Raw genomic sequence first — 19,452 nt, forward strand, 5'->3', positions numbered from 1 at the left:
TTCGAATTGTTCTAATTGCAAAATTACCCAAACATCTTAATTGAAACTCAAATCTTTCCTCCAATACGGGCGATAGCATACTTCCTCCAATATCCGAATGTCTGCATCGAAGCACATGAACATTATCAAAAAAGGTCTTATAGAAATCGGTATCGAATCGGATCAACTCAAGGACCCCTGGATTTGTCAATTCCCCTACTTAAAGGCAAGAATCAACAACAAAACATTAAAGATGTAAAAATTAGTTATGGATGCAATTGGCCATTGCAACACCTGAGGGCAATTCAATCCAGCTATGGTAAATCTGCCTATTTTATCTATTACAAAGATTTAATTTTCGAATTGTTATTAAAAAAAGAAGAGTTCTTGTTCGATTTAAATTGGAATAGCCTTCAATTAATCGCTGGATTAATCCCTATAAATCTAAATCTTCAAAGTAGTAAAAACTATATAGTCCAATCCGATCATGCCAGTTTGGACCTTAGAAATCAAATTCAATTTCTGTCGAGTGAACCGATTTCATTGCCCTCCTATTACCAAGTTTTTACTGTGAAAACAGGATTTATTTCAAATTTAAGTATTTTAGACTTGATCTTTCATCAAGGACCTGAGGCAATCTATTATCTACAACAAATAAGCAAAATAAGCGTTTCTTTAGATTCTTAAAATTTAATTGCACATGCGAATTAGCGCTGGAATTTCTTATTTTTTATTGTTCATTCTCGTGAATTTAAGCTGTAAGCAGCATTCAAATCACAAGCTTTTAATTCCTGAAGACGATCCACACAGTTTTTCAAATCCAGAACAAAGCAAGGTGCTGCATCTTGATTTAGACTTAAATTTAAATTTTGATTCAAATCAAATTCAGGGTATTGTTAAATTGCATTTAGCACCAGGGCATGGGGATACTCTTGTTTTAGATAATATGGATTTGGAAATCCTGGAAGTACAATTAATACAGGGCACTTCCTATTTAAAAGCTAATTTTTATCAATTACCAAAAGATCCTGTTCTGGGTTCTGCCTTGGTGATTCCATTAAATGCAACTACTGAATCCGTACAAATAACTTATAAAAGTTCACCTGGAGCAAGAGCACTTCAGTGGTTACCCAAGGAACAAACTTTAAGTAAAAAATATCCCTTTTTATTTACACAAAGTCAATCGATCTATTCACGTTCCTGGATCCCATGTCCGGATGGACCAGGAATGCGATTTACATATCATGCTAAAGTACATGTACCTCCTGGGATGATGGCTGTGATGAGCGCTACCAATGGCATTGTCAGGAATCAAGAAGGGATCTATGAATTTGATATGGAATTGCCTGTGCCGGCTTATTTAATGGCCTTGGCTGTTGGTGATTTTGATTTTAAACCTATTGGTCAACGAACCGGAGTCTATGCCGAACCAAGCTTATTAAATAAAGCCGCTGCTGAATTTTCAGATTTAGAAAAAATGTTGGAAGCAGCGGAAAAATTATATGGACCATATCCCTGGGGAAGGTATGATGTGATTGTTTTACCGGGAAGCTTTCCCTTTGGAGGCATGGAAAATCCACGAATGACCTTTTTAACGCCGAGTGTTATTGCGGGAGATCAAAGTTTAACTTCTCTACTTGCTCATGAATTGGCACATTCCTGGTCTGGAAATTTGGTTACAAATTCTACCTGGAATGATTTCTGGCTGAATGAAGGCATTACGACCTATTTTGAAAGTCGGATCATGGAGTCGCTTTATGGCAAACCCTATGCAGATATGCTTAGTTTATTGGGCTTGCAGGATCTTGAAAAAAGTATCGCAGAATTTGGAACGGACAATCCACTTACCAAGTTAAAGTTGAATTTAAAAGGCTTGGATCCTGAAGACGGTGTATCTGATATCGCATATGAAAAAGGAAAATCCTTTATGCGCTATTTAGAAGAGCGTTTCGGCAGGGAGGCTTTTGATCGTTTTTTAATTGCTTATTTTGACCATTTCAAATTCCAATCAAATACTTCAGAAGGTTTTTTAGAATTTGCTAAAACGAATCTATTTAAAAATAACTCCGGCGTATTAGATACAGCAAATCAATGGATATATAATCCAGGTTGGCTTGCTTACAAAGCCTCTTATGATGATAAGAAATTTTTAGATCTAGAGGTCCAGGCAACTAATTATTTTGCCAACCAAGATACTGCCATGTTAAAAACATCCGCGTGGTCAACTCATGAATGGTTGTATTTTATCAGGTTATTGCCAAAAGATAGTGGTACTGTTATGTGTAACCAATTAGACAAAGCATATCACCTTTCAGATGGTCGTAATTGTGAAATCCAATGCGCTTGGTTTGAATATGCAATTAAAAATGGCTATGGGAAGCAATTGCTTCCCGAAATTGAAAAATTCCTTATAAATTATGGACGACGCAAATATTTGAAACCAATTTATACGGCGCTCATGGACCATCAAATGGAGCCGGACGCTTTAAGGATTTTCTATAAAGCTAATTCTCACTATCATCCCATTTCGCTGGTCTCCATAGAGAAAATAGTACAGCCAAAAAATTAATACGAAGAAATTCGTATTTGTTATCTTTGCCTGATTTTTCATAAAAAACCCATCTAATGATACGTAACATAGGATACTTTTTTGTTTTGTTGTTTTTACAACAACAGCTAATTGCTCAGGAGGCTAACCAACCTCAACGATTTGATTTTGGTAAAATGTGGACTTTTGAGAATCCACCTAAAGAGTGGTTTAAAGAAGCTTATAACTTCAGTCCAGACGACAATTGGTTTAACGATGTTCGGAAGTCATCACTTCGTTTTGCTACCTGGTGCTCCGCATCTTTTGTTTCGCCAGATGGTTTAATTATGACCAATCATCATTGTTCAAGAGATGTAGTCACACCCCTTCAAAAAAGTGGAGAAGATTTTGAAAAAAATGGATTTTATGCCCCAAATCTAGAAGATGAACGAAAAGCTGAAGGGCTGTTTGTTGAACAAATGATTCAGGCAGAAGATGTTTCAGAACGTATACTCGATCAAATGAAAAAAGCTAAAACGGATATTGAAAGAAAAACATTTCAGGATTCAGCTTTGGCCCAAATTATCCGGGATTACCAAAGCCGGGACAATTGGAAGAATTTAAGAATCCAATCTGTGAGCTTTTACAGTGGAGGAAAATTCAGTTTATATGGATATAAAAAATTTGATGATATCCGTTTAGTCTTGATTCCTGAAATGAATCTAGGCTATTTTGGTGGAGACCCTGATAATTTTACTTATCCACGATATTCATTGGATTGTACGTTTTGGAGAGCCTATGAAAATGGAAAACCCGTTAACAGTTCAGCAAATTATTTTAAATTTAAAGCCAGCGGCGCAACTGAAAACGAGCCCGTATTTGTGGTAGGAAATCCTGGCAACACCGAGCGTTATCGTACATTTAAACAATTAGAATACGATCGTGACATTCGATTTCCAGTTCAATTAGAAATGTTGAAAAACAGAATAGCGATCCTTCAAAAAGAATACAATAAAAATCCAAATATCGATTTATTGAATAACATTTTTGGGTTATCAAATAGTACGAAAGCATTTACCGGGATTCTAAAAGGATTAAATAATCCAAATCTCATTGGCCGTAAAAAAATGATGGAAGATGAAATCAGAAGTAAAACCAAATTAAAAGGAGAAGATCCCTGGGCAGAATTAGAAAAAGCGGTGCAAGCTTTGCGAAAATACGGGGCATCTGTTACTTTATTGGGACCCTCACCCATTAAAGGGGATGCTGTTAATCTAATTTTTACACTAGCTAAATATGAAAAAGCATTAGGTATGCCTGATCAGGCTGGAAATCTCACTAAAATCCGTGAAGAGATTAAAGGACTGAGTACCAAATTAAATACAGAACAGGAATTAGACTATTTAAGCATTTATCTAGCCGAATTGAAGAAGTTTGAACATCCTGAAAATCAATACATTGATCAGATCTTAGATGGGAAGACTGCTGAAAAAAGGGCACAAAAAATGATCGATAAAACTGATTTTACTGATAGTGAAAAACTGGAAAAGATCTTTATGAAGGATGCTGAAAAATTCAAAAAATTTAGTGACCCCTTATTAGATGCTGCCAGAATTCTTTCCCCAAAATACAATGAAGCCATTGCAGCATTCCAAAGTTCTACTCCAAAACGCCGTGCACTTGAAGCTAAAATTGCGAATGCGGTATTCAATGTTAAAGGTTCAAATTTACCCCCAGATGCAACATTCACACTCAGACTGGCAGATGGCGTTGTAAAAGGCTATGACTATAATGGCACTACTGCACCTTATAAAACAAGTTTCTATGGTCTTTACGATCGTTATTATTCCAATGATAAAAAGTTTCCTTGGGCATTGCCAGAAAAATGGCTAAACCCTCCAATGGAATTGCTACAAGCTCCTATGTGTTATGTTTCTACAAATGATATTATTGGGGGAAACTCCGGAAGTCCTATGATTAATAAAAATAAAGAAGCTGTAGGACTTATCTTTGATGGAAACATTGAATCCTTGCCTGGCAATTTTATTTATGACGAAGTATCAAACCGCACCGTTTCAGTGCATGCAGGCGGAATCCTTGCAGCATTAAAATATATTTACAAAGCAGACCGGATTGTAAATGAATTGGGTGGGATGTAATAAGGCATTAAACAAATAAGCATTTTATATTAATTTCTGATTATGAAATATTTTGCAGTATTCCTTTTTTTCTTTTATATATTAATTGGCATTGCTTGTTCCCCAGGAGGATCTGCGGCAAAAGGAATTAAAGGAATCGTTAAACGTTCTGATTGCAAAGGACCCTGTCACAAGACCATGGAATGTGAAGGCAAGGTTTTAACTCTTGAGATGCAATTGGCTAATAATAATATCATGACATCTGGAAATACCATTTTTGCCAGAGATCCTGACAATTATGATTACACGGTCAAAATTGAGTTTGGAGAAAGTGTTCCGATTGAGTTATACGGTGATATTAAAAATCCAATTAATAAACGCTTTATTGTTACAGGAATTGTAGAAGGCTATGATCAATATGTACATGAGCAATGTACCCGTTCATATATTTTAAAAGTAACGAATCCAAAAGACTTTAAAGTCTTCGATCATTAATTTTATTCGGATTTAAGAATTAATCGCATACCCTCTCTGGCAGCCAGGGAGGGTATTTTGTTTTCATCAATAAATTGCTTTACAGCATTTGGATTTATCCTTGAATATTGCCGGAGCGCCCATCCGGAAGCCTTTTGTACAAAAAATTCTTTGCTGTCTGCCCGTCTTAATATCAATGCTTTTAACAAATCAAAATCTGTTTGACTTCTAAATTTTAATTGCAAAATAATCGCAGACCTTTGATACCAGAAATTCTCCGAATTAATCCATTTATCACATAACTGTTCCCGAAGATTAATATTCCTCTTTACAATGTTGCCTATAACATGAGGAGCAATTCCGTCTACCGTATCCCACCAGGATTCCTTTGCTATCAGACTTTCAAAAAAGGGAATGGAAGTTGGATTAAATTTTTTTTCAAATCGAAAACTAAAATCAAGTGCAATGTATTTAAACTCTCGTTGTGGCAATGTCCATAAGAACCTGAGCAAGTCAATAAAATCTTCTTCTCCTTTCCAAGAATAATTTCTAATAAATGGTTTTAGAATTTCTTTGCGTGTGGGAGATGGAATTCCCAAATAATCAAACTGATTGCGCATATAGGCTTTCATGCCTTGTGCTCGATTGCTATCCGCATGTGCCTCAAATGCATGCCTAAGTTCTTTAATTAAGCTCTGCAAATTCTATCTTTTATTTAATTAGACTCAGTGTTCCCCGTTCATGCACTGTTGCCTTTCGGTTGGCCTTGTAATAAAGATCAAATACATATACTCCGGGTGGCAAATCTTTACCTGCATTTTCAAATTTTCCATTCCAACCAGTATTTGGATTTGAAGATTCGAATAGTTTGCCTCCCCAACGATCGTATATTTTTAAATCGTAGGATTCCAAAGAATGAATTTCACCTATTGGTAAAAAGGATTCGTTTTTCCCATCTCCATTTGGAGAAAATGCATTCGGCATATACAAACTAAAATCTCTAAATATAAATACCTCCGTATCCAAAGTATCTGTGCATAAAAATCGATCGGTTGCAATCATTCTGATGTGATGCAAACCAGTATCTCTAAATGCATAGGTCAACTCTTTATCAAAAAAATATTCCTTTCCATCAATAATCCAGGTTCTGCCTATCGTGGTTTTTGAAACATCTTCCAATTGAACAACAGGATCTTTTATATTTAATCTGTATTTATCAACCGTCCAATCCGCTGTTGGAGGATTGTAAACATAAATGACTTGGTTAAAAACTCCTTCATTATAACAACCTAAAGGAGAAGTAACTTCGAGTTTCAATCCAAACACCCCTGTATCTGTAAACACATGAGAAATTGAAAATCCAGAATCAATTCCACCATCACTAAACTTCCATAAAAATTTATAGGAATTGTCTGTAGGAAACGAGACATTATTAAAATCAACCGTTAAAGGCACACAGCCTTCACTGAGATTGGGTCTAAAAACAATTACATCTGGTGCTGGATAATATTTTAATTCTTTAAAGAGTACATTTTCACATCCAAAATTATCTTTAATTCTCAGTAAAACCGGATAGGTACCTGGACGGATGTAACTTACACTTGGGTTTTGAATAAATGCTGTGATGCCATCCCCGGCGCTCCAATTCCAATTGGTTATATTGCTATACGTTGAACTTGATTGATCCATAAATTGCACAGGCCCTGCTTTGCAACTGTCGTAAATTGCAGTAAAATTTGGATTCAAATCGGGAACCACTGTAATTTTAAAATATCCGGTATCTCCACAATTTGTTCCAGGATTCAAAATAAACTTTCCATTATGCACACCACCTTCTTTAAATTTAATGTAAGGAGCCCAACCATAAAATGTATCAATCTTTCCACCATTTTCGTAAGTCCATTCTATCTGATTAATAAATCGTTGATCTACACTGGAGTTCAAGATTTGGTATTCGCTTTTTCCACAAACGGTAATCTCAAAATAATCTGGTGTCAATCGATTTGCATCTACCAATCTTGCTTCTACCATTCCTTCACAAGAGGCCACGTTAAATTGGAAATCCCTTTTTAGTACAGATAATAGAATGCCATTTCTATATTCATAAACACACACACTGACGACAAATTGTCCAATGACGTCTGGTTTGCCATTAATAATTCCATTGATGGAATTAATGGTAACCGGCGGATTCCCACCTAAAGGTGATAATGCGGTATATGGAAATTTATAGGTTACCGGTGTATAAGGTGGCTTGCAATCGGGTGTTGGTGTGGGTGTATCGCAGGTATTATTTCCTCCATTTCCACGTCCACCCCCTTCTAATGGTTCACAAAATTCATAAATCAGCAGGTCTCCATCTTTATCAAAAGCAGAATGATCAAATTGAAACGGTGCATTCACACAAAGAACGGTTGGAGGAAAATTGATAAACCGCGGAGAACTATTACAGGTGCGTTGTGCTTCTGGATGGATTTCAATAGTATAGGTTGCCCCAATGCTTAAAGGGTCAAAAATATTTGTTATAGTACTATTTCTGCAGCAGCGTTGCCAAACAATTAAATAATTTTCATTGATAATTGGCAGCTCCACAACCATTTCATAGGTACCCGCCTCTCCACAAATATTGGCAGGAAGCTGAAGGCAGGGATATTCTGGAGGATCTATGTTCTGAACTGGAATTGTAAAAGGGATCCGATATTCAGCAGCTGCGCCATTTCCAGTTTTAGTATTTATATAATTTGTTCCACTTTGTCTGTAAATTGTAAATCCCAATGTCGCATCAAAACTTGTTTGAGATCCACAGTCTCTGTACAATTTAATTGTGATTAAGTACTTTCTTTTAGTTGTGTCCAGACCATTGTTGCCATATCCAAGACATTCGTAATAAATTTCACCCCCGATAATGTGGGTAGCAAAGGATTTTAAAGAGAATAGTGCAAAAAAGCAGATCAATAAAAAATTAAAGTATTTTCTCATATCTTAATTCAAAAGTAGAAAGGAATCCCTAATAATTAAAGTATATTATTGTATCAGTACGTTAAAATGAATCAAAAAGATTTCCCGAAGGGCTAATTTTACTTCAAATTAAGAAATTATGGCTCCATTGGCAGAACGTATGAGACCGGTTAAACTGGATGAATTGATTGGGCAAGAACACTTAACCGGTACAAATCAGGTATTACGTCTGGCAATTGAGTCGGGACATTTGCCTTCAATGATCCTTTGGGGGCCGCCAGGAGTTGGCAAGACCAGTCTCGCAAAAATAGTAGCCAATGAGTTAAAAAGGCCTTTTCACATCTTAAGCGCAGTGCAATCTGGGGTCAAGGAGATCCGAGAGGTATTAGAAAAAGCAAGAAATCAACGTTTTTTTGATCAAGCTGCACCCATTCTTTTTATAGATGAAATCCATCGATTTAATAAAGGTCAGCAAGACGCATTATTAGCTGCGGTTGAAAATGGAACCATCATACTCATAGGCGCAACTACAGAAAATCCTTCTTTCGAAATCAATGCGGCCCTTTTATCCAGATGTCAGGTGTATCTATTGAAGTCTTTGGAAGACGCGGATTTATTAAAACTGATTGATTTAATCATACACAGAGATTTTTTGTTTAAAGACAAACAGATTGATTTTGAGGAAACGGCTGCCATCCTGCTTTTATCCAACGGGGACGCCCGCAAACTGTGCAATATTTTAGAAATGATCGGATGTTTGAATGAAACAAACATTAAGGTCAATGACGCATTAGTTACAAAATTGGTCCAGGAAAATCCAGCGATTTATGATAAGGACGGCGAAATGCATTACGACCTCGCTTCTGCATTCATTAAATCCATCAGAGGTTCTGACCCGAATGCTGCTTTATATTGGATGGCCCGGATGATTGAAGGAGGCGAAGATCCCCGTTTTATTGTCCGCCGAATGTATATTTCTGCAGCTGAAGACATCGGTCTAGCCAATCCAAATGCATTGTTATTGGTAAATGCATGCCACCAGGCAGTCCAAATGGTTGGATGGCCAGAATCAAGAATCATACTTTCTGAGACCGCAATTTATCTGGCTTGTTCACCAAAATCAAATTCAGCTTACCTCGCAATTGATAAAACTTTGAATACAGTTCGTAATTCAAAATCTTTAGCTGTCCCACTCCATCTTCGAAATGCTGTTACCAAACTGATGACAGATTTAAATTATGGCAAAGAATATGAATACGTTCATTTGCATGAAAACCAATTTATCGATCAGGAATATTTACCTGAATCTTTGACAGGCAATCCCTTTTATATTCCTGCTGATAATCCGAATGAACTTAAAAATCGAAGCTTTTTAGCTGTCCGATGGAAAAATAAGTACAACTATTAGTTTAGTCCCCGCATGTTACCTTTGCAAATCAAAATTGCTCTATGTCGCCAATTGAAACAGACCATCTAAAAATGGTGCGGGAATCGGCTCAAAATTTTGCCGATCAATTTATCAGACCTCATGTTATGGAATGGGATGAAACCCAGCATTTTCCTAAGGATCTAATGCATCAGATGGGGCAACAAGGATTCTTAGGGGTTTTAGTTCCTCAACAATATGGTGGCGCAGGTCTTGGATATCAGGAATATATTACCATCATTGAAGAAATTGCCAAAGTTTGTGGATCGATTGGATTGTCGGTGGCTGCTCATAATTCTTTGTGCACGGGTCACATCATGTATTTTGGAAATGAAGAACAAAAAAACGCTTATTTGCCAAAACTAGCCACTGGAGCATGGGTTGGAGCCTGGGGGTTAACAGAGGCCAACACAGGCAGTGACGCGATCCGCATGAAATGTGTTGCCCACCAGGAAGGTGATTCCTGGATACTCAATGGTACTAAAAATTGGATCACACATGGAAAATCAAGCGATGTTGCGGTTGTGATTGCCCGTACGGGTGATTTGTTGGATAGCAATGGCATGACGGCGTTTATCGTAGAACGTGGTAATCCTGGAATGACTGCAGGTAAAAAAGAAAATAAACTCGGCATGCGAGCTTCTGAAACGACTGAAATGATTTTCGATAATTGCAAAGTTCATCAATCGAATGTATTGGGTGAAATAGGAGATGGTTTCAAACAAGCAATGAAAGTGTTGGATGGAGGAAGAATCAGTATCGCTGCTTTGGCCATCGGTATTGCAAAAGGTGCTTATCAGGCTGCTGTCCAGTATTCAAAAGAGCGGGAACAGTTTGGTAAACCAATAGCTCATTTTCAAGGCATTGCATTTAAATTAACCGATATGTTGGTGAAAATTGAAGCTGCAGAGTTATTGACACGCCAGGCTGGTAAAATGAAAGACCAGAATCTTAAAATGACCAAAGAGGCAGCAATGGCAAAATACTATGCTTCAGAAGTGGCTGTCCAAGTTTCTACGGATGCTGTTCAGGTATTTGGTGGTTACGGCTATACCAAAGATTATCCGGTTGAAAAATTTTACCGGGACTCTAAATTATGTACTATTGGGGAGGGTACATCTGAAATCCAAAAATTGGTAATTTCAAGGGAAGTGTTAAAATAAAATCCTACAGATCATTTAAACGAACAGCAAAAACAATTCCAGACCAACCCTGTTTAACTTAAATGCGCATACACGTTAAAATTCTAATTGGATTGATTACAACCAGCTTGTTGTTGTCCCAATTGGGATTTAACATATTTTTAAATTATTGCTGTTGCGCTAAATCTGAGGCTTTTAGTTTCATTCCAAAAGACGACCATTGCAAGCGTCTTTCTGTAAATCGTGGTTGCTGTAATGGATCAAACATTACAAAAAAAGTGAGCATCCAAAAAGCTCCCTGCAGCAATAATGTAATTGGACATAAATCCTTAGAGACCCTTGCGGAAAAGCCTGTTAATAAGCAATTGCAGGTACAATCCTTCCAGATACCGTCAATCCCCTTATTTACCAACCTCGTCGAAATCCTTTTAAAAGAGCAGATCATTCCTAATGATGATCCCTACCCTTTTAAATCCGGACTATCTCTTCGAATCTTGTATTGCAGTTGGATTTGTTAGAAAGCGTTGTTCGACATTAAGGAAACTCAAATAAACCTTTAAAGCGATACCCAATTTTTTAAACAGCTTATTCATTTTAAACGCAGCGTTAAAAAAATTGAACGAGCAGCCCTCAAGAGTTTTAAGAGATTCCACTAATTTTTGAAACAATTCTTTATTTTAATAAATTATAATATGCGATTTTATTTAGTGGCTATTTTGTCATTTACCCTAATTGGCATTCAAGGTCAAATATTAACCGGCAATGTGGTCGATTCAAAAAACAATGCAATTCAAGGTGCAACCCTTTATTGGATGTTTTCATCTGATGGAACTTCAACTTCAGATAATGGATTTTTTCGTTTGGAACGAAAACCAGAGCACCAATTTCTTATTACAAATTTTACAGGATATCAACCAGATACAACAGAAGTTGCTCCAAACGAACTTTATATTATTATTAGACTTCAAGAAGGACTCATGCTTCAAACAGTCAACATTCAAGCCGAACGAAATTCAAATAGTTTTTCAAGATTAGAGCCTTTGAATATTGAATCTCTGGAGAAAAAGGAATTTAAAAAAGCTGCTTGTTGCAGTTTGTCAGAAAGTTTTCAAACAAGTAATGCGGTTGATGTGAGCTATTCCAATGCAGTAACCGGCACCAAGGAAATTCAATTTTTAGGATTGCGCGGATTATACACCCAATTCCTTATTGAAAACCGCACTGCATTTGATGGGATTTTATCTACGATGGGATATGATCTCATTCCAGGAACTTGGCTGGATCAGGTTAACATATTAAAAGGTGCTTCATCTGCACTGCATGGTTCTCAAAGTATGGCTGGTGCAATCAATGTACAGCTTAAAAAACCTGATACAGACCATCCTGTGTATTTGAATCTTTTTGGAGATTTACATGGTCGCCTGGAATCAAATCTCCATTTGAATAAAAAATGGAATGATCGAAAAGCCAGTGGACTTTATCTCAACGCAACAACCAATGCCTCTTCACGAGATCACAACGAGGATTCCTTCCAGGATGAACCAAAAGTTAATAAAGTAAATGGCTTAATTCGCAACACGTTTTATAGTGAATCATTTGAAGGTCAACTGAATGCCCAAGTACTTAATGAACGTCGAACTTCAGGGCAATTGAATGTCGAATCTCCTTATACAATAAAACAGGATATTCAACATTACAATGCATTCGGAAATTTAGGCTATGTCAAATTCAACAAAGAACTGCAAAGTCTTGGTTCACTTTATGATGTTTCTTATTCACAAATTGATTCAAAATTTGGTAACCGTTCATTCAAAGCTGATGAAACAAGAGTGTCAGCTCAATTTTTTTATATGCATCCTTTTAAGGAAGGCAAACACATGTTAATCTTTGGACCGGTTTTTCATTTGAATCGAGCCCATGAAACATGGGATCAAAATAAATTAACCTACAAAGAGACAACGACGGCCGCAGTTGCTGATTATACTTATAGAAACAATATTGAGTTAAACAATTCCTTAACCATTACCACAAGTCAACGTCTTGAATGGTTAAATTCAGATCAATTATTGTATATCCCACGAGCAAATTTTCGATTACTTTTTGCAAACGACTGGACTGCAAGAGCATCTGTAGGTAGAGGGTATCGATTTCCCCGAATTTTTTCAAACCAATCCGGATTATTTGCAAGCGCAAAACTTTGGAATTTAGAAAGTACACCAGAAATTGAAACATCCTGGAACACCGGTTTAAATCTGGTTGGAAAACCCTATTGGCTGGGACGTGAGTTGGTAATAAATTTTGATTTATACTATACCTGGTTTCAAAATCAATTGGTTGTAGATCAAGATGAATCCGATTCCAGAATTTATATCTATGGATTGGATGGTAAATCTTATGCCTTACAATCTATAATTACTTTAAGCTATCCAATCGCTGATCGTATCCAGTTAAAAATTGGTGGAAAATTTACTGAGTCCAAAACAAAATTTAAAAAAGGCATTTTAGAAAATTTATTGATTCCAAAATACCGTGGATTGGTATCCATTGATTTCGAATCTGAAAACAGAAAGTGGCTGTGCAATTTAACTACCAGTTATATAGGCAAAATGAGGTTGGCCGAAAAAACCAATATTCCGGTTCATTTAATTCATGAACACCAGGATCAATCTACTGATTACGTATTAATGCAATCACAAATAAATTATACTCACAAAGCCTTTGAATTTTACGCCGGCGTTGAAAATATACTCAACTATACACAACACGAGGCAATTATAGATCCGGAAAATCCTTTTGGAACTTATTTTAATGCAACAGAAATTTTTGCTCCTGTTTCAGGTATAAAACCTTATTTAGGAATCAAATGGCATTTATAAATCAGCAATACCTATTGATTATAAATTATTAAGATTAATTTCAAAGCTTGACTAAAGGGGATTTTATAAATCCCCTTTAGTTTTTAATGTCTGCAACTGTATGTATTTTTCAATGAGCTTGTAAATATTGCGGTGTATTGGTTTTTTTAGCAATGCATCCTGTGGCAGCAGCCATTCTGTTTGTTCTATCCCTTCTGAACTTTGAGGAATCGCTGCCTCGCTTCCAAAATAATGTAAAACATACCACTTCGTTTTTTTTAATGCTCTTGCATTATTTTTTTCACGGTAAATGTGATAGGTCTCCGCCAATTTATCTCCTAAAACCAAGGCTTTTAATCCTGTTTCTTCTTCACATTCCCGCAAGGCAGCTATTTTAAATTTTTCATTGGCATCCAATTTTCCTTTTGGCAAGTCCCAATAGGCCCGTCTGTAAATTGCCAATATTTGGTCTTCCTTATTTTTAATGATTCCACCCGCAGCAGGAATCCATAACAACAAGCTTTTTAAATCCTGAAAAAGCCCTTGTAAATCTTTTGAGAAAATTACGATGGATTGGAATCGGTCTGATTTTTCGAGTGTATCCAAATATTGAAATAAAGACTTCTTATTGCCACTGTAAGGCAGAATTAATTGTCGGGCATCCGCTTGCAGTTTTGGAATGAGTGATTCCTCTGCCAGAATTAAGGAACGCTCGTCCATTTGAATTTCGTAAGTTTGCTGCTTGTTCGTCATACATGGATTTAGCCCACAAGATAGCAGATCGTCTTTTGGAAATAAAGGCGGTAAAATTAAATCCCAAAAACCCATTTACCTGGGCTTCTGGATTGCGTTCGCCCATATATTGTGACAACCGCAAAGCATTGTCATTTCCTGCAATCCGAAAAGAAATCATTGATGGTTTTGTCCTAAAATCCGGAAACTTCCAGGCTTTTGATGCCATTGCCGGGGTAGCCACCGCTGGAATTCCCTGGGGGGCCTATTTGGCAGACCGGCTTGATAAACCCTTTGTGTATGTAAGATCCAAACCAAAAGAACACGGTTTGCAAAATCGGTTGGAAGGTGCATTGAATCCAGGTGCCTCCGTGCTGGTTATTGAAGATTTGGTCTCTACTGGGGGAAGCTCTTTAGAAGTTGTGGAGGTTTTAGAATCCTTGGGGCATCCGGTTAAAGGCTTGATGAGTATTTTTCAATATGGTTTTAGTGCTGCTAATGCCAAATTTCATGAAAAAAACGTGGATTTTGAAAGTTTGACTAACTTTTCAATGCTTTTGGAACAAGCTTTGCTTCGGAATTATATTGACAAAACGGAATTTGAAAACCTATCCAACTGGAATAAGGATCCACAAACCTGGGCTTCCCAATTTCAGTCTTAGAACCAATTTATGAAAATTATCAATAAGAAATCAGAGGAATTTCTCTATCAATACCTGAATAATCCTTCTCCAACAGGATATGAGGCTGCTGGTCAGAAAATTTGGCTGGAGTACATTAAAAGCTATATCAATGAATGGAGTCTGGATAATTATGGGACACTCTATGGAGTGGTCAATCCAGGAAAAGCGTTTCGCGTCGTAATCGAAGGCCATTCTGATGAAATTTCATGGATGGTTAATTACGTTACGGATGATGGCTTTATTTATGTGATACGAAACGGAGGCATCGATCAGTCTATAGCCCCATCAAAAAGAGTTCAGATCCATACACCCAATGGCATTGTCCAGGGTGTATTTGGATGGCCTGCAATCCATACCCGAAAAGGAAATGACACCAATCTTTTAGCAACCCTTGAAAATATATTTATTGATGTTGGTGCAAAAGATCGTGAAGAGGTAGAAAAAATGGGAATTCATGTTGGATGCTGTATTACCTATGAAGATGGCCTTATGAAATTGAATGATCGATTTTATGTGGGTCGTGCTTTAGATAATCGATTGGGTGGATTTTGTATTGCAGAAGTTGCGAGGCTATTGCATAAAAATAAAATCAAACTACCCTATTCCTTATACATTGTAAATGCTGTGCAGGAAGAGGTAGGCTTAAGGGGAGCCGAAATGATCGCACAGACTATAAAACCAAATCTTGCAATTGTTACGGACGTAACCCACGATACCCATACACCCATGTTAAAAACAAAAGAACAGGGTTCGATTAAATGCGGATTGGGTCCCGTTTTATGTTATGCCCCTCCAGTCCATAATATTCTGCAATCAATGGTTGTTAAAACAGCCGAAAAGAATAAAATTCCAATCCAACGAAATGCATCTTCTCGAACAACCGGAACAGATACCGATGCATTTGCTTATTCCAATGGAGGCGTACCTTCTGTATTAATTTCTGTGCCATTAAGATATATGCATACTACGGTAGAATCCGCCCATATTGAGGACATTGAACATGTCATCAAACTAATTTATGAAGTTCTATTAGCTATTGATCCAAAAAAATCATATAAATATTTTTAAACAGCAGTATTTAACTTTCTATATTTCTGTCTTCTACGGATTTCTTTCTTTAGGTATAACAGATTCATTTTATTTGCTATTTCATGGGCTACACGTATCCATAAATGAGGCCCTTTTTGTTTTTACCGCTATCGTGTCATTTTATTTTTATCAAAAAGAAATTGCACCAGTTATTCATCATGCTGTTATTAAGTCATTACGCCCGTATCAGAAATTTATTTTAATTCTTTTTGCAAGCAGCAGTTGTTTGACTTTTACACAACTGGATTTTGACACTCAACTTTTAATTTGTTTCTTTTCCATCATTGGGATCTCATATCACAATCACACCCGATATTTTTTATTCAGAAAACTTATTCTGTTGAAAAACATAATCATCAGTTTAAGTTGGACAGGCATTTGTCTGCTGAGTTTTAATATAGAGCAATTCCGTAACTTAGGTTTTTGGTTAACTGCATTCTGTTTCTTATTACTTGTATTTATTCAAAGCATCCTATTTGATTATATTGATATTAAAAAAGACAAACCATACAATCACCATACTTTTGCAAGCAACTCCGATTCAAAAAATTTATTTCAAATAATCCGGTATTTATGTTTGAGTATCGTTGGTATCATATGCGTATTAACTTTTTATGGGAATATTTCACTTTTAGGGTTTCTTTTGAATATTTCCTTACTTTCAGTTTATTATTCTAATTTGTATAATTATATCAAATCACAACAGGCACATTTGATTTATTTCACAGATATTATTTTTTTATTATTTAGCCTCAGCTTTCACTTGTAGCAACAATTAGAAAGGCTAGCTGTTATTCTTAAAATTGCGTTTTTTCCATAGCAAATACTTCTATATTTGCGCCTCGAAATTCAGAATCATGCAAGAAGTTTTCATCGTATCTGTAGCACGCACACCCGTTGGTAGTTTTGGTGGTGTGTTGTCTTCACTTTCAACAATCCAATTAGGAGCCCTTGTGGTTGACGCCGTAGTAAAGCGAGCTGGTATTCCATCAACTGCTGTGCAGGAAGTTATCATGGGCAATGTTTGTTCTGCCAATTTGGGTCAAGCACCTGCAAGACAAGCAGCACTCAATGGGGGACTTGCTGCGAATACCGTTTGCACAACTGTCAATAAAGTCTGTGCATCTGGCATGAAAGCCATTTCAATGGCTGCTCAATCGATTCAATTAGGCGTATCTGAAATTGTAATTGCCGGTGGCATGGAAAGCATGTCCAATATTCCTTATTACGTGCCGAATGCCCGATGGGGAATGAAATACGGTAATTCAGAACTCATTGATGGATTGCACAAAGATGGCTTGATGAATATTTATGATAAATTGGCTATGGGTGTTTTTTCAGATCAAACTGCCAAGAAATATTCCATTAGTCGTGAAGAGCAAGATGCGTATGCAATCAGCTCCTATCAAAAATCCGCACAAACTACTGCAGATGGAGGATTCACAACTGAAATTGTACCGGTATCCATTGCACAAAAGAAAGGAGATCCTTTATTGGTTAACAAAGATGAAGAATTTACAAAAGTTGATTTTTCTAAAATACCTTCTTTAAAACCAAGTTTTACTTCAGATGGCACTGCTACAGCAGCCAACTCATCAACACTCAATGATGGAGCTTCTGCTTTGTTATTAATGAATGCTGCAAAATTAAAGGAATATAATTTAACACCGATTGCACGGATTGTTTCTTATGCGGATGCCGAACAAGCACCAGAATGGTTTACAACAACCCCATGCATTGTTACTCCATTGGCTTTAAAACGAGCCGGTTTACAAAAAGATCAAATAAGTTATTTTGAAATCAATGAAGCTTTTGCTGTTGTACCCCTTGCATTTAGTAAAATACTTGATTTAGATCTCCAAAAAATAAACATACATGGCGGAGCAATTTCATTGGGTCATCCTATTGGATCCTCAGGTGCCCGTATTGTTTGTACTTTAAGTCAAATTTTGCGACAGCAGCAAGCACAATATGGTTTGGCTACAATTTGCAATGGTGGCGGCGGTGGAACTGCTGTGATTATTGAGCGAATGTAATTACTTTCCTTTTCCTTGAATTAAAACAGACAGGGTATAAAACAAGATTTTAAAATCTAGGCCCAGTGATCTGTTTTCTATGTATAAAATATCGTATTCAAGCCTTTGAAGCATTTCTTCAATACTGGAAGCATATCCAAATTTTACTTGTCCCCAGGACGTAATTCCAGGTCGCACTTTAAGAAGGTGCTTATAGTGCGGTGCTTTCTCCATGATCTGATCAATAAAATACTTTCGCTCGGGACGTGGTCCTACCAAGGACATATCTCCTTTCAAGACATTGATAAATTGTGGCAATTCATCTAACCTCCATTTTCGAATGGTTGCACCCCAGCTTGTAATTCGCGGATCGCCATCATAGGACAACATGGGGCCATTGTCTTCTGCTAAAATATTCATGGACCGAAACTTATAAATAAAAAAGGGTTTGCCGTTTAAGCCAATGCGTTCCTGTAAATAAATAGCCGGACCCGGACTGGAAATTTTCGTCCGCACATATACATACAAGATTACCGGTGATAATAAAATCAAAGCCACCACGCTGACAATCATATCAATCATTCTCTTGACAACGATTTGCCATTTAGGCATCATTTCCTGTTTGATTTCAATTAATACGGCACCATATACGTGATTTAATCTAACGGTCCCCAGTAAAATATCATAGGTATCCGGAATCGTGCGGACAATTAATCGGTCACCGTATTCAAAAAGTACATCAACGATGGATTTTAATTTTTGATGTTCCGTAGATTCAATTGCTATGATTACTTCCTCAATTTTATTTTCATCCAAAGTTCTTCGAATATCAGCCAGGCCTCCCATTTGAGGTAAGTATTGAATCAATTCATTTCCTCTTCCCCCATTGGAGTGAATGAAGCCAACAAATTTGTGGCCGAGACTATAGTTTAAAGATGAGATGTCTTTATAAAGTTTTACTGCTTTTTGGTCACCCCCTATGATCAGGGTATTAAAACCTACAATGCCTTGTTTCAATCGATTGCTAACGTAGGTTAAGAATACCATTTTAAATACAATGATTAAACTGAAATGATAAATAAAATAAATGGACAGTGCTTTAAAATAGCGATTTTCAAAATTTATTTCTTCATTCGAAAGCAATACAAAAAAAACCATCAAGCTACCCAATACAGTAAGCAAAAGGGTTCTTGAAAAAACGGACCATCTGGATAAGCGGTAAACATCTTTATATTGTTCAGCCATCAGATAAAGCAAAAACCAGCTAAAAGGAACAATTAGCATACCTCCCCGGTAAATGTGTTCAAATATTTCTGACTCGTTTCCAATAAAGAAATGATGCGAGCGCAAATATTGAATAAATAGATACCAGGCTACTAAAGCCAAAATAAAATCGATAACAACGTAAATGATATTTTCCTTGCGTCTAAACAT

The 19,452-nt window shown here is 36.7% G+C and carries 16 protein-coding genes; 12 read left to right on the forward strand and 4 right to left on the reverse strand.

Annotated features, from left to right (window positions below; genetic code table 11):
* Positions 1-15: 15 nt before the first annotated feature.
* Genes IPK91_03925 through IPK91_03940 form a run of 4 tightly spaced genes read left to right on the forward strand, consistent with a single transcriptional unit; the run spans position 16 to position 5,139 of the window.
* Positions 16-666: a WbqC family protein gene (locus IPK91_03925; GenBank protein MBK8296424.1), complete on the forward strand. Its 651-nt coding sequence runs from the start codon at positions 16-18 to the stop codon at positions 664-666.
* A 58-nt stretch (positions 667-724) separates the two neighbouring features.
* On the forward strand, positions 725-2,548 hold the full coding sequence (locus IPK91_03930; GenBank protein MBK8296425.1) for a M1 family metallopeptidase: 1,824 nt from the start codon (positions 725-727) through the stop codon (positions 2,546-2,548).
* A gap of 56 nt (positions 2,549-2,604) precedes the next feature.
* The gene (locus IPK91_03935) at positions 2,605-4,665 is read left to right on the forward strand and encodes a S46 family peptidase (GenBank protein MBK8296426.1); all 2,061 of its coding nucleotides are present in this window, start codon (positions 2,605-2,607) and stop codon (positions 4,663-4,665) included.
* A 42-nt stretch (positions 4,666-4,707) separates the two neighbouring features.
* A complete protein-coding gene (locus IPK91_03940; GenBank protein ID MBK8296427.1) occupies positions 4,708-5,139 on the forward strand; it encodes a hypothetical protein in 432 nt (143 codons plus the stop codon).
* A gap of 2 nt (positions 5,140-5,141) precedes the next feature.
* Here IPK91_03940 and IPK91_03945 read toward each other — a convergent pair whose 3' ends face one another.
* Together IPK91_03945 and IPK91_03950 are read right to left on the reverse strand one after the other, a co-directional pair.
* On the reverse strand, positions 5,142-5,819 hold the full coding sequence (locus IPK91_03945; GenBank protein ID MBK8296428.1) for a DNA alkylation repair protein: 678 nt from the start codon (positions 5,817-5,819) through the stop codon (positions 5,142-5,144).
* A gap of 10 nt (positions 5,820-5,829) precedes the next feature.
* The gene (locus IPK91_03950; GenBank protein ID MBK8296429.1) at positions 5,830-8,097 is read right to left on the reverse strand and encodes a gliding motility-associated C-terminal domain-containing protein; all 2,268 of its coding nucleotides are present in this window, start codon (positions 8,095-8,097) and stop codon (positions 5,830-5,832) included.
* A gap of 118 nt (positions 8,098-8,215) precedes the next feature.
* Here IPK91_03950 and IPK91_03955 point away from each other — a divergent pair, with 118 nt between their 5' ends.
* The 4 genes from IPK91_03955 (at position 8,216) to IPK91_03970 (ending at position 13,520) form a co-directional block, all read left to right on the forward strand.
* A complete protein-coding gene (locus tag IPK91_03955) occupies positions 8,216-9,484 on the forward strand; it encodes a replication-associated recombination protein A (GenBank protein ID MBK8296430.1) in 1,269 nt (422 codons plus the stop codon).
* 41 nt (positions 9,485-9,525) lie between these two features.
* Positions 9,526-10,665, forward strand: coding sequence for an acyl-CoA dehydrogenase family protein (locus IPK91_03960; GenBank protein ID MBK8296431.1), 1,140 nt, complete (start codon positions 9,526-9,528; stop codon positions 10,663-10,665).
* A gap of 62 nt (positions 10,666-10,727) precedes the next feature.
* A complete protein-coding gene (locus IPK91_03965; GenBank protein ID MBK8296432.1) occupies positions 10,728-11,162 on the forward strand; it encodes a hypothetical protein in 435 nt (144 codons plus the stop codon).
* 174 nt (positions 11,163-11,336) lie between these two features.
* Positions 11,337-13,520: a TonB-dependent receptor gene (locus IPK91_03970; protein ID MBK8296433.1), complete on the forward strand. Its 2,184-nt coding sequence runs from the start codon at positions 11,337-11,339 to the stop codon at positions 13,518-13,520.
* 63 nt (positions 13,521-13,583) lie between these two features.
* Here the strand turns inward: IPK91_03970 and IPK91_03975 are convergent, their stop codons facing one another.
* Positions 13,584-14,252, reverse strand: coding sequence for an NUDIX domain-containing protein (locus tag IPK91_03975; protein ID MBK8296434.1), 669 nt, complete (start codon positions 14,250-14,252; stop codon positions 13,584-13,586).
* A 2-nt stretch (positions 14,253-14,254) separates the two neighbouring features.
* Here IPK91_03975 and IPK91_03980 point away from each other — a divergent pair, with 2 nt between their 5' ends.
* The 4 genes from IPK91_03980 to IPK91_03995 all read left to right on the forward strand — a co-directional run bounded on the left by IPK91_03980 (position 14,255) and on the right by IPK91_03995 (position 18,039).
* Entirely contained in the window at positions 14,255-14,893 is a 639-nt protein-coding gene (locus IPK91_03980) for an orotate phosphoribosyltransferase (protein MBK8296435.1), read from the forward strand.
* Between the two features lie 9 nt (positions 14,894-14,902).
* Complete coding sequence (locus IPK91_03985) at positions 14,903-15,982, forward strand: M42 family metallopeptidase (protein ID MBK8296436.1); 1,080 nt, start codon at positions 14,903-14,905, stop codon at positions 15,980-15,982.
* A gap of 133 nt (positions 15,983-16,115) precedes the next feature.
* Positions 16,116-16,772, forward strand: coding sequence for a hypothetical protein (locus IPK91_03990; GenBank protein MBK8296437.1), 657 nt, complete (start codon positions 16,116-16,118; stop codon positions 16,770-16,772).
* Between the two features lie 88 nt (positions 16,773-16,860).
* Entirely contained in the window at positions 16,861-18,039 is a 1,179-nt protein-coding gene (locus IPK91_03995) for an acetyl-CoA C-acyltransferase (protein ID MBK8296438.1), read from the forward strand.
* On the opposite strand, the gene IPK91_04000 is transcribed toward IPK91_03995, so the two are convergent.
* Complete coding sequence (locus IPK91_04000) at positions 18,040-19,452, reverse strand: sugar transferase (GenBank protein ID MBK8296439.1); 1,413 nt, start codon at positions 19,450-19,452, stop codon at positions 18,040-18,042.

It is taken from the genome of Saprospiraceae bacterium, assembly GCA_016712145.1.
Taxonomy (GTDB): domain Bacteria; phylum Bacteroidota; class Bacteroidia; order Chitinophagales; family Saprospiraceae; genus Vicinibacter.

Excerpts from the sequence above, each read along its gene's own strand:
- IPK91_03940 (MBK8296427.1), top strand. The coding sequence starts at position 4,708 with ATGAAATATTTTGCAGTATTCCTTTTTTTCTTTTATATATTAATTGGC.
- IPK91_03995 (MBK8296438.1), top strand. The coding sequence starts at position 16,861 with ATGCAAGAAGTTTTCATCGTATCTGTAGCACGCACACCCGTTGGTAGT.
- IPK91_03955 (MBK8296430.1), top strand. The coding sequence starts at position 8,216 with ATGGCTCCATTGGCAGAACGTATGAGACCGGTTAAACTGGATGAATTG.
- IPK91_03935 (MBK8296426.1), top strand. The coding sequence starts at position 2,605 with ATGATACGTAACATAGGATACTTTTTTGTTTTGTTGTTTTTACAACAA.
- IPK91_03970 (MBK8296433.1), top strand. The coding sequence starts at position 11,337 with ATGCGATTTTATTTAGTGGCTATTTTGTCATTTACCCTAATTGGCATT.
- IPK91_03985 (MBK8296436.1), top strand. The coding sequence starts at position 14,903 with ATGAAAATTATCAATAAGAAATCAGAGGAATTTCTCTATCAATACCTG.
- IPK91_03950 (MBK8296429.1), bottom strand. The coding sequence starts at position 8,097 with ATGAGAAAATACTTTAATTTTTTATTGATCTGCTTTTTTGCACTATTC.
- IPK91_04000 (MBK8296439.1), bottom strand. The coding sequence starts at position 19,452 with ATGTTTAGACGCAAGGAAAATATCATTTACGTTGTTATCGATTTTATT.
- IPK91_03960 (MBK8296431.1), top strand. The coding sequence starts at position 9,526 with ATGTCGCCAATTGAAACAGACCATCTAAAAATGGTGCGGGAATCGGCT.
- IPK91_03980 (MBK8296435.1), top strand. The coding sequence starts at position 14,255 with ATGGATTTAGCCCACAAGATAGCAGATCGTCTTTTGGAAATAAAGGCG.
- IPK91_03965 (MBK8296432.1), top strand. The coding sequence starts at position 10,728 with ATGCGCATACACGTTAAAATTCTAATTGGATTGATTACAACCAGCTTG.
- IPK91_03975 (MBK8296434.1), bottom strand. The coding sequence starts at position 14,252 with ATGACGAACAAGCAGCAAACTTACGAAATTCAAATGGACGAGCGTTCC.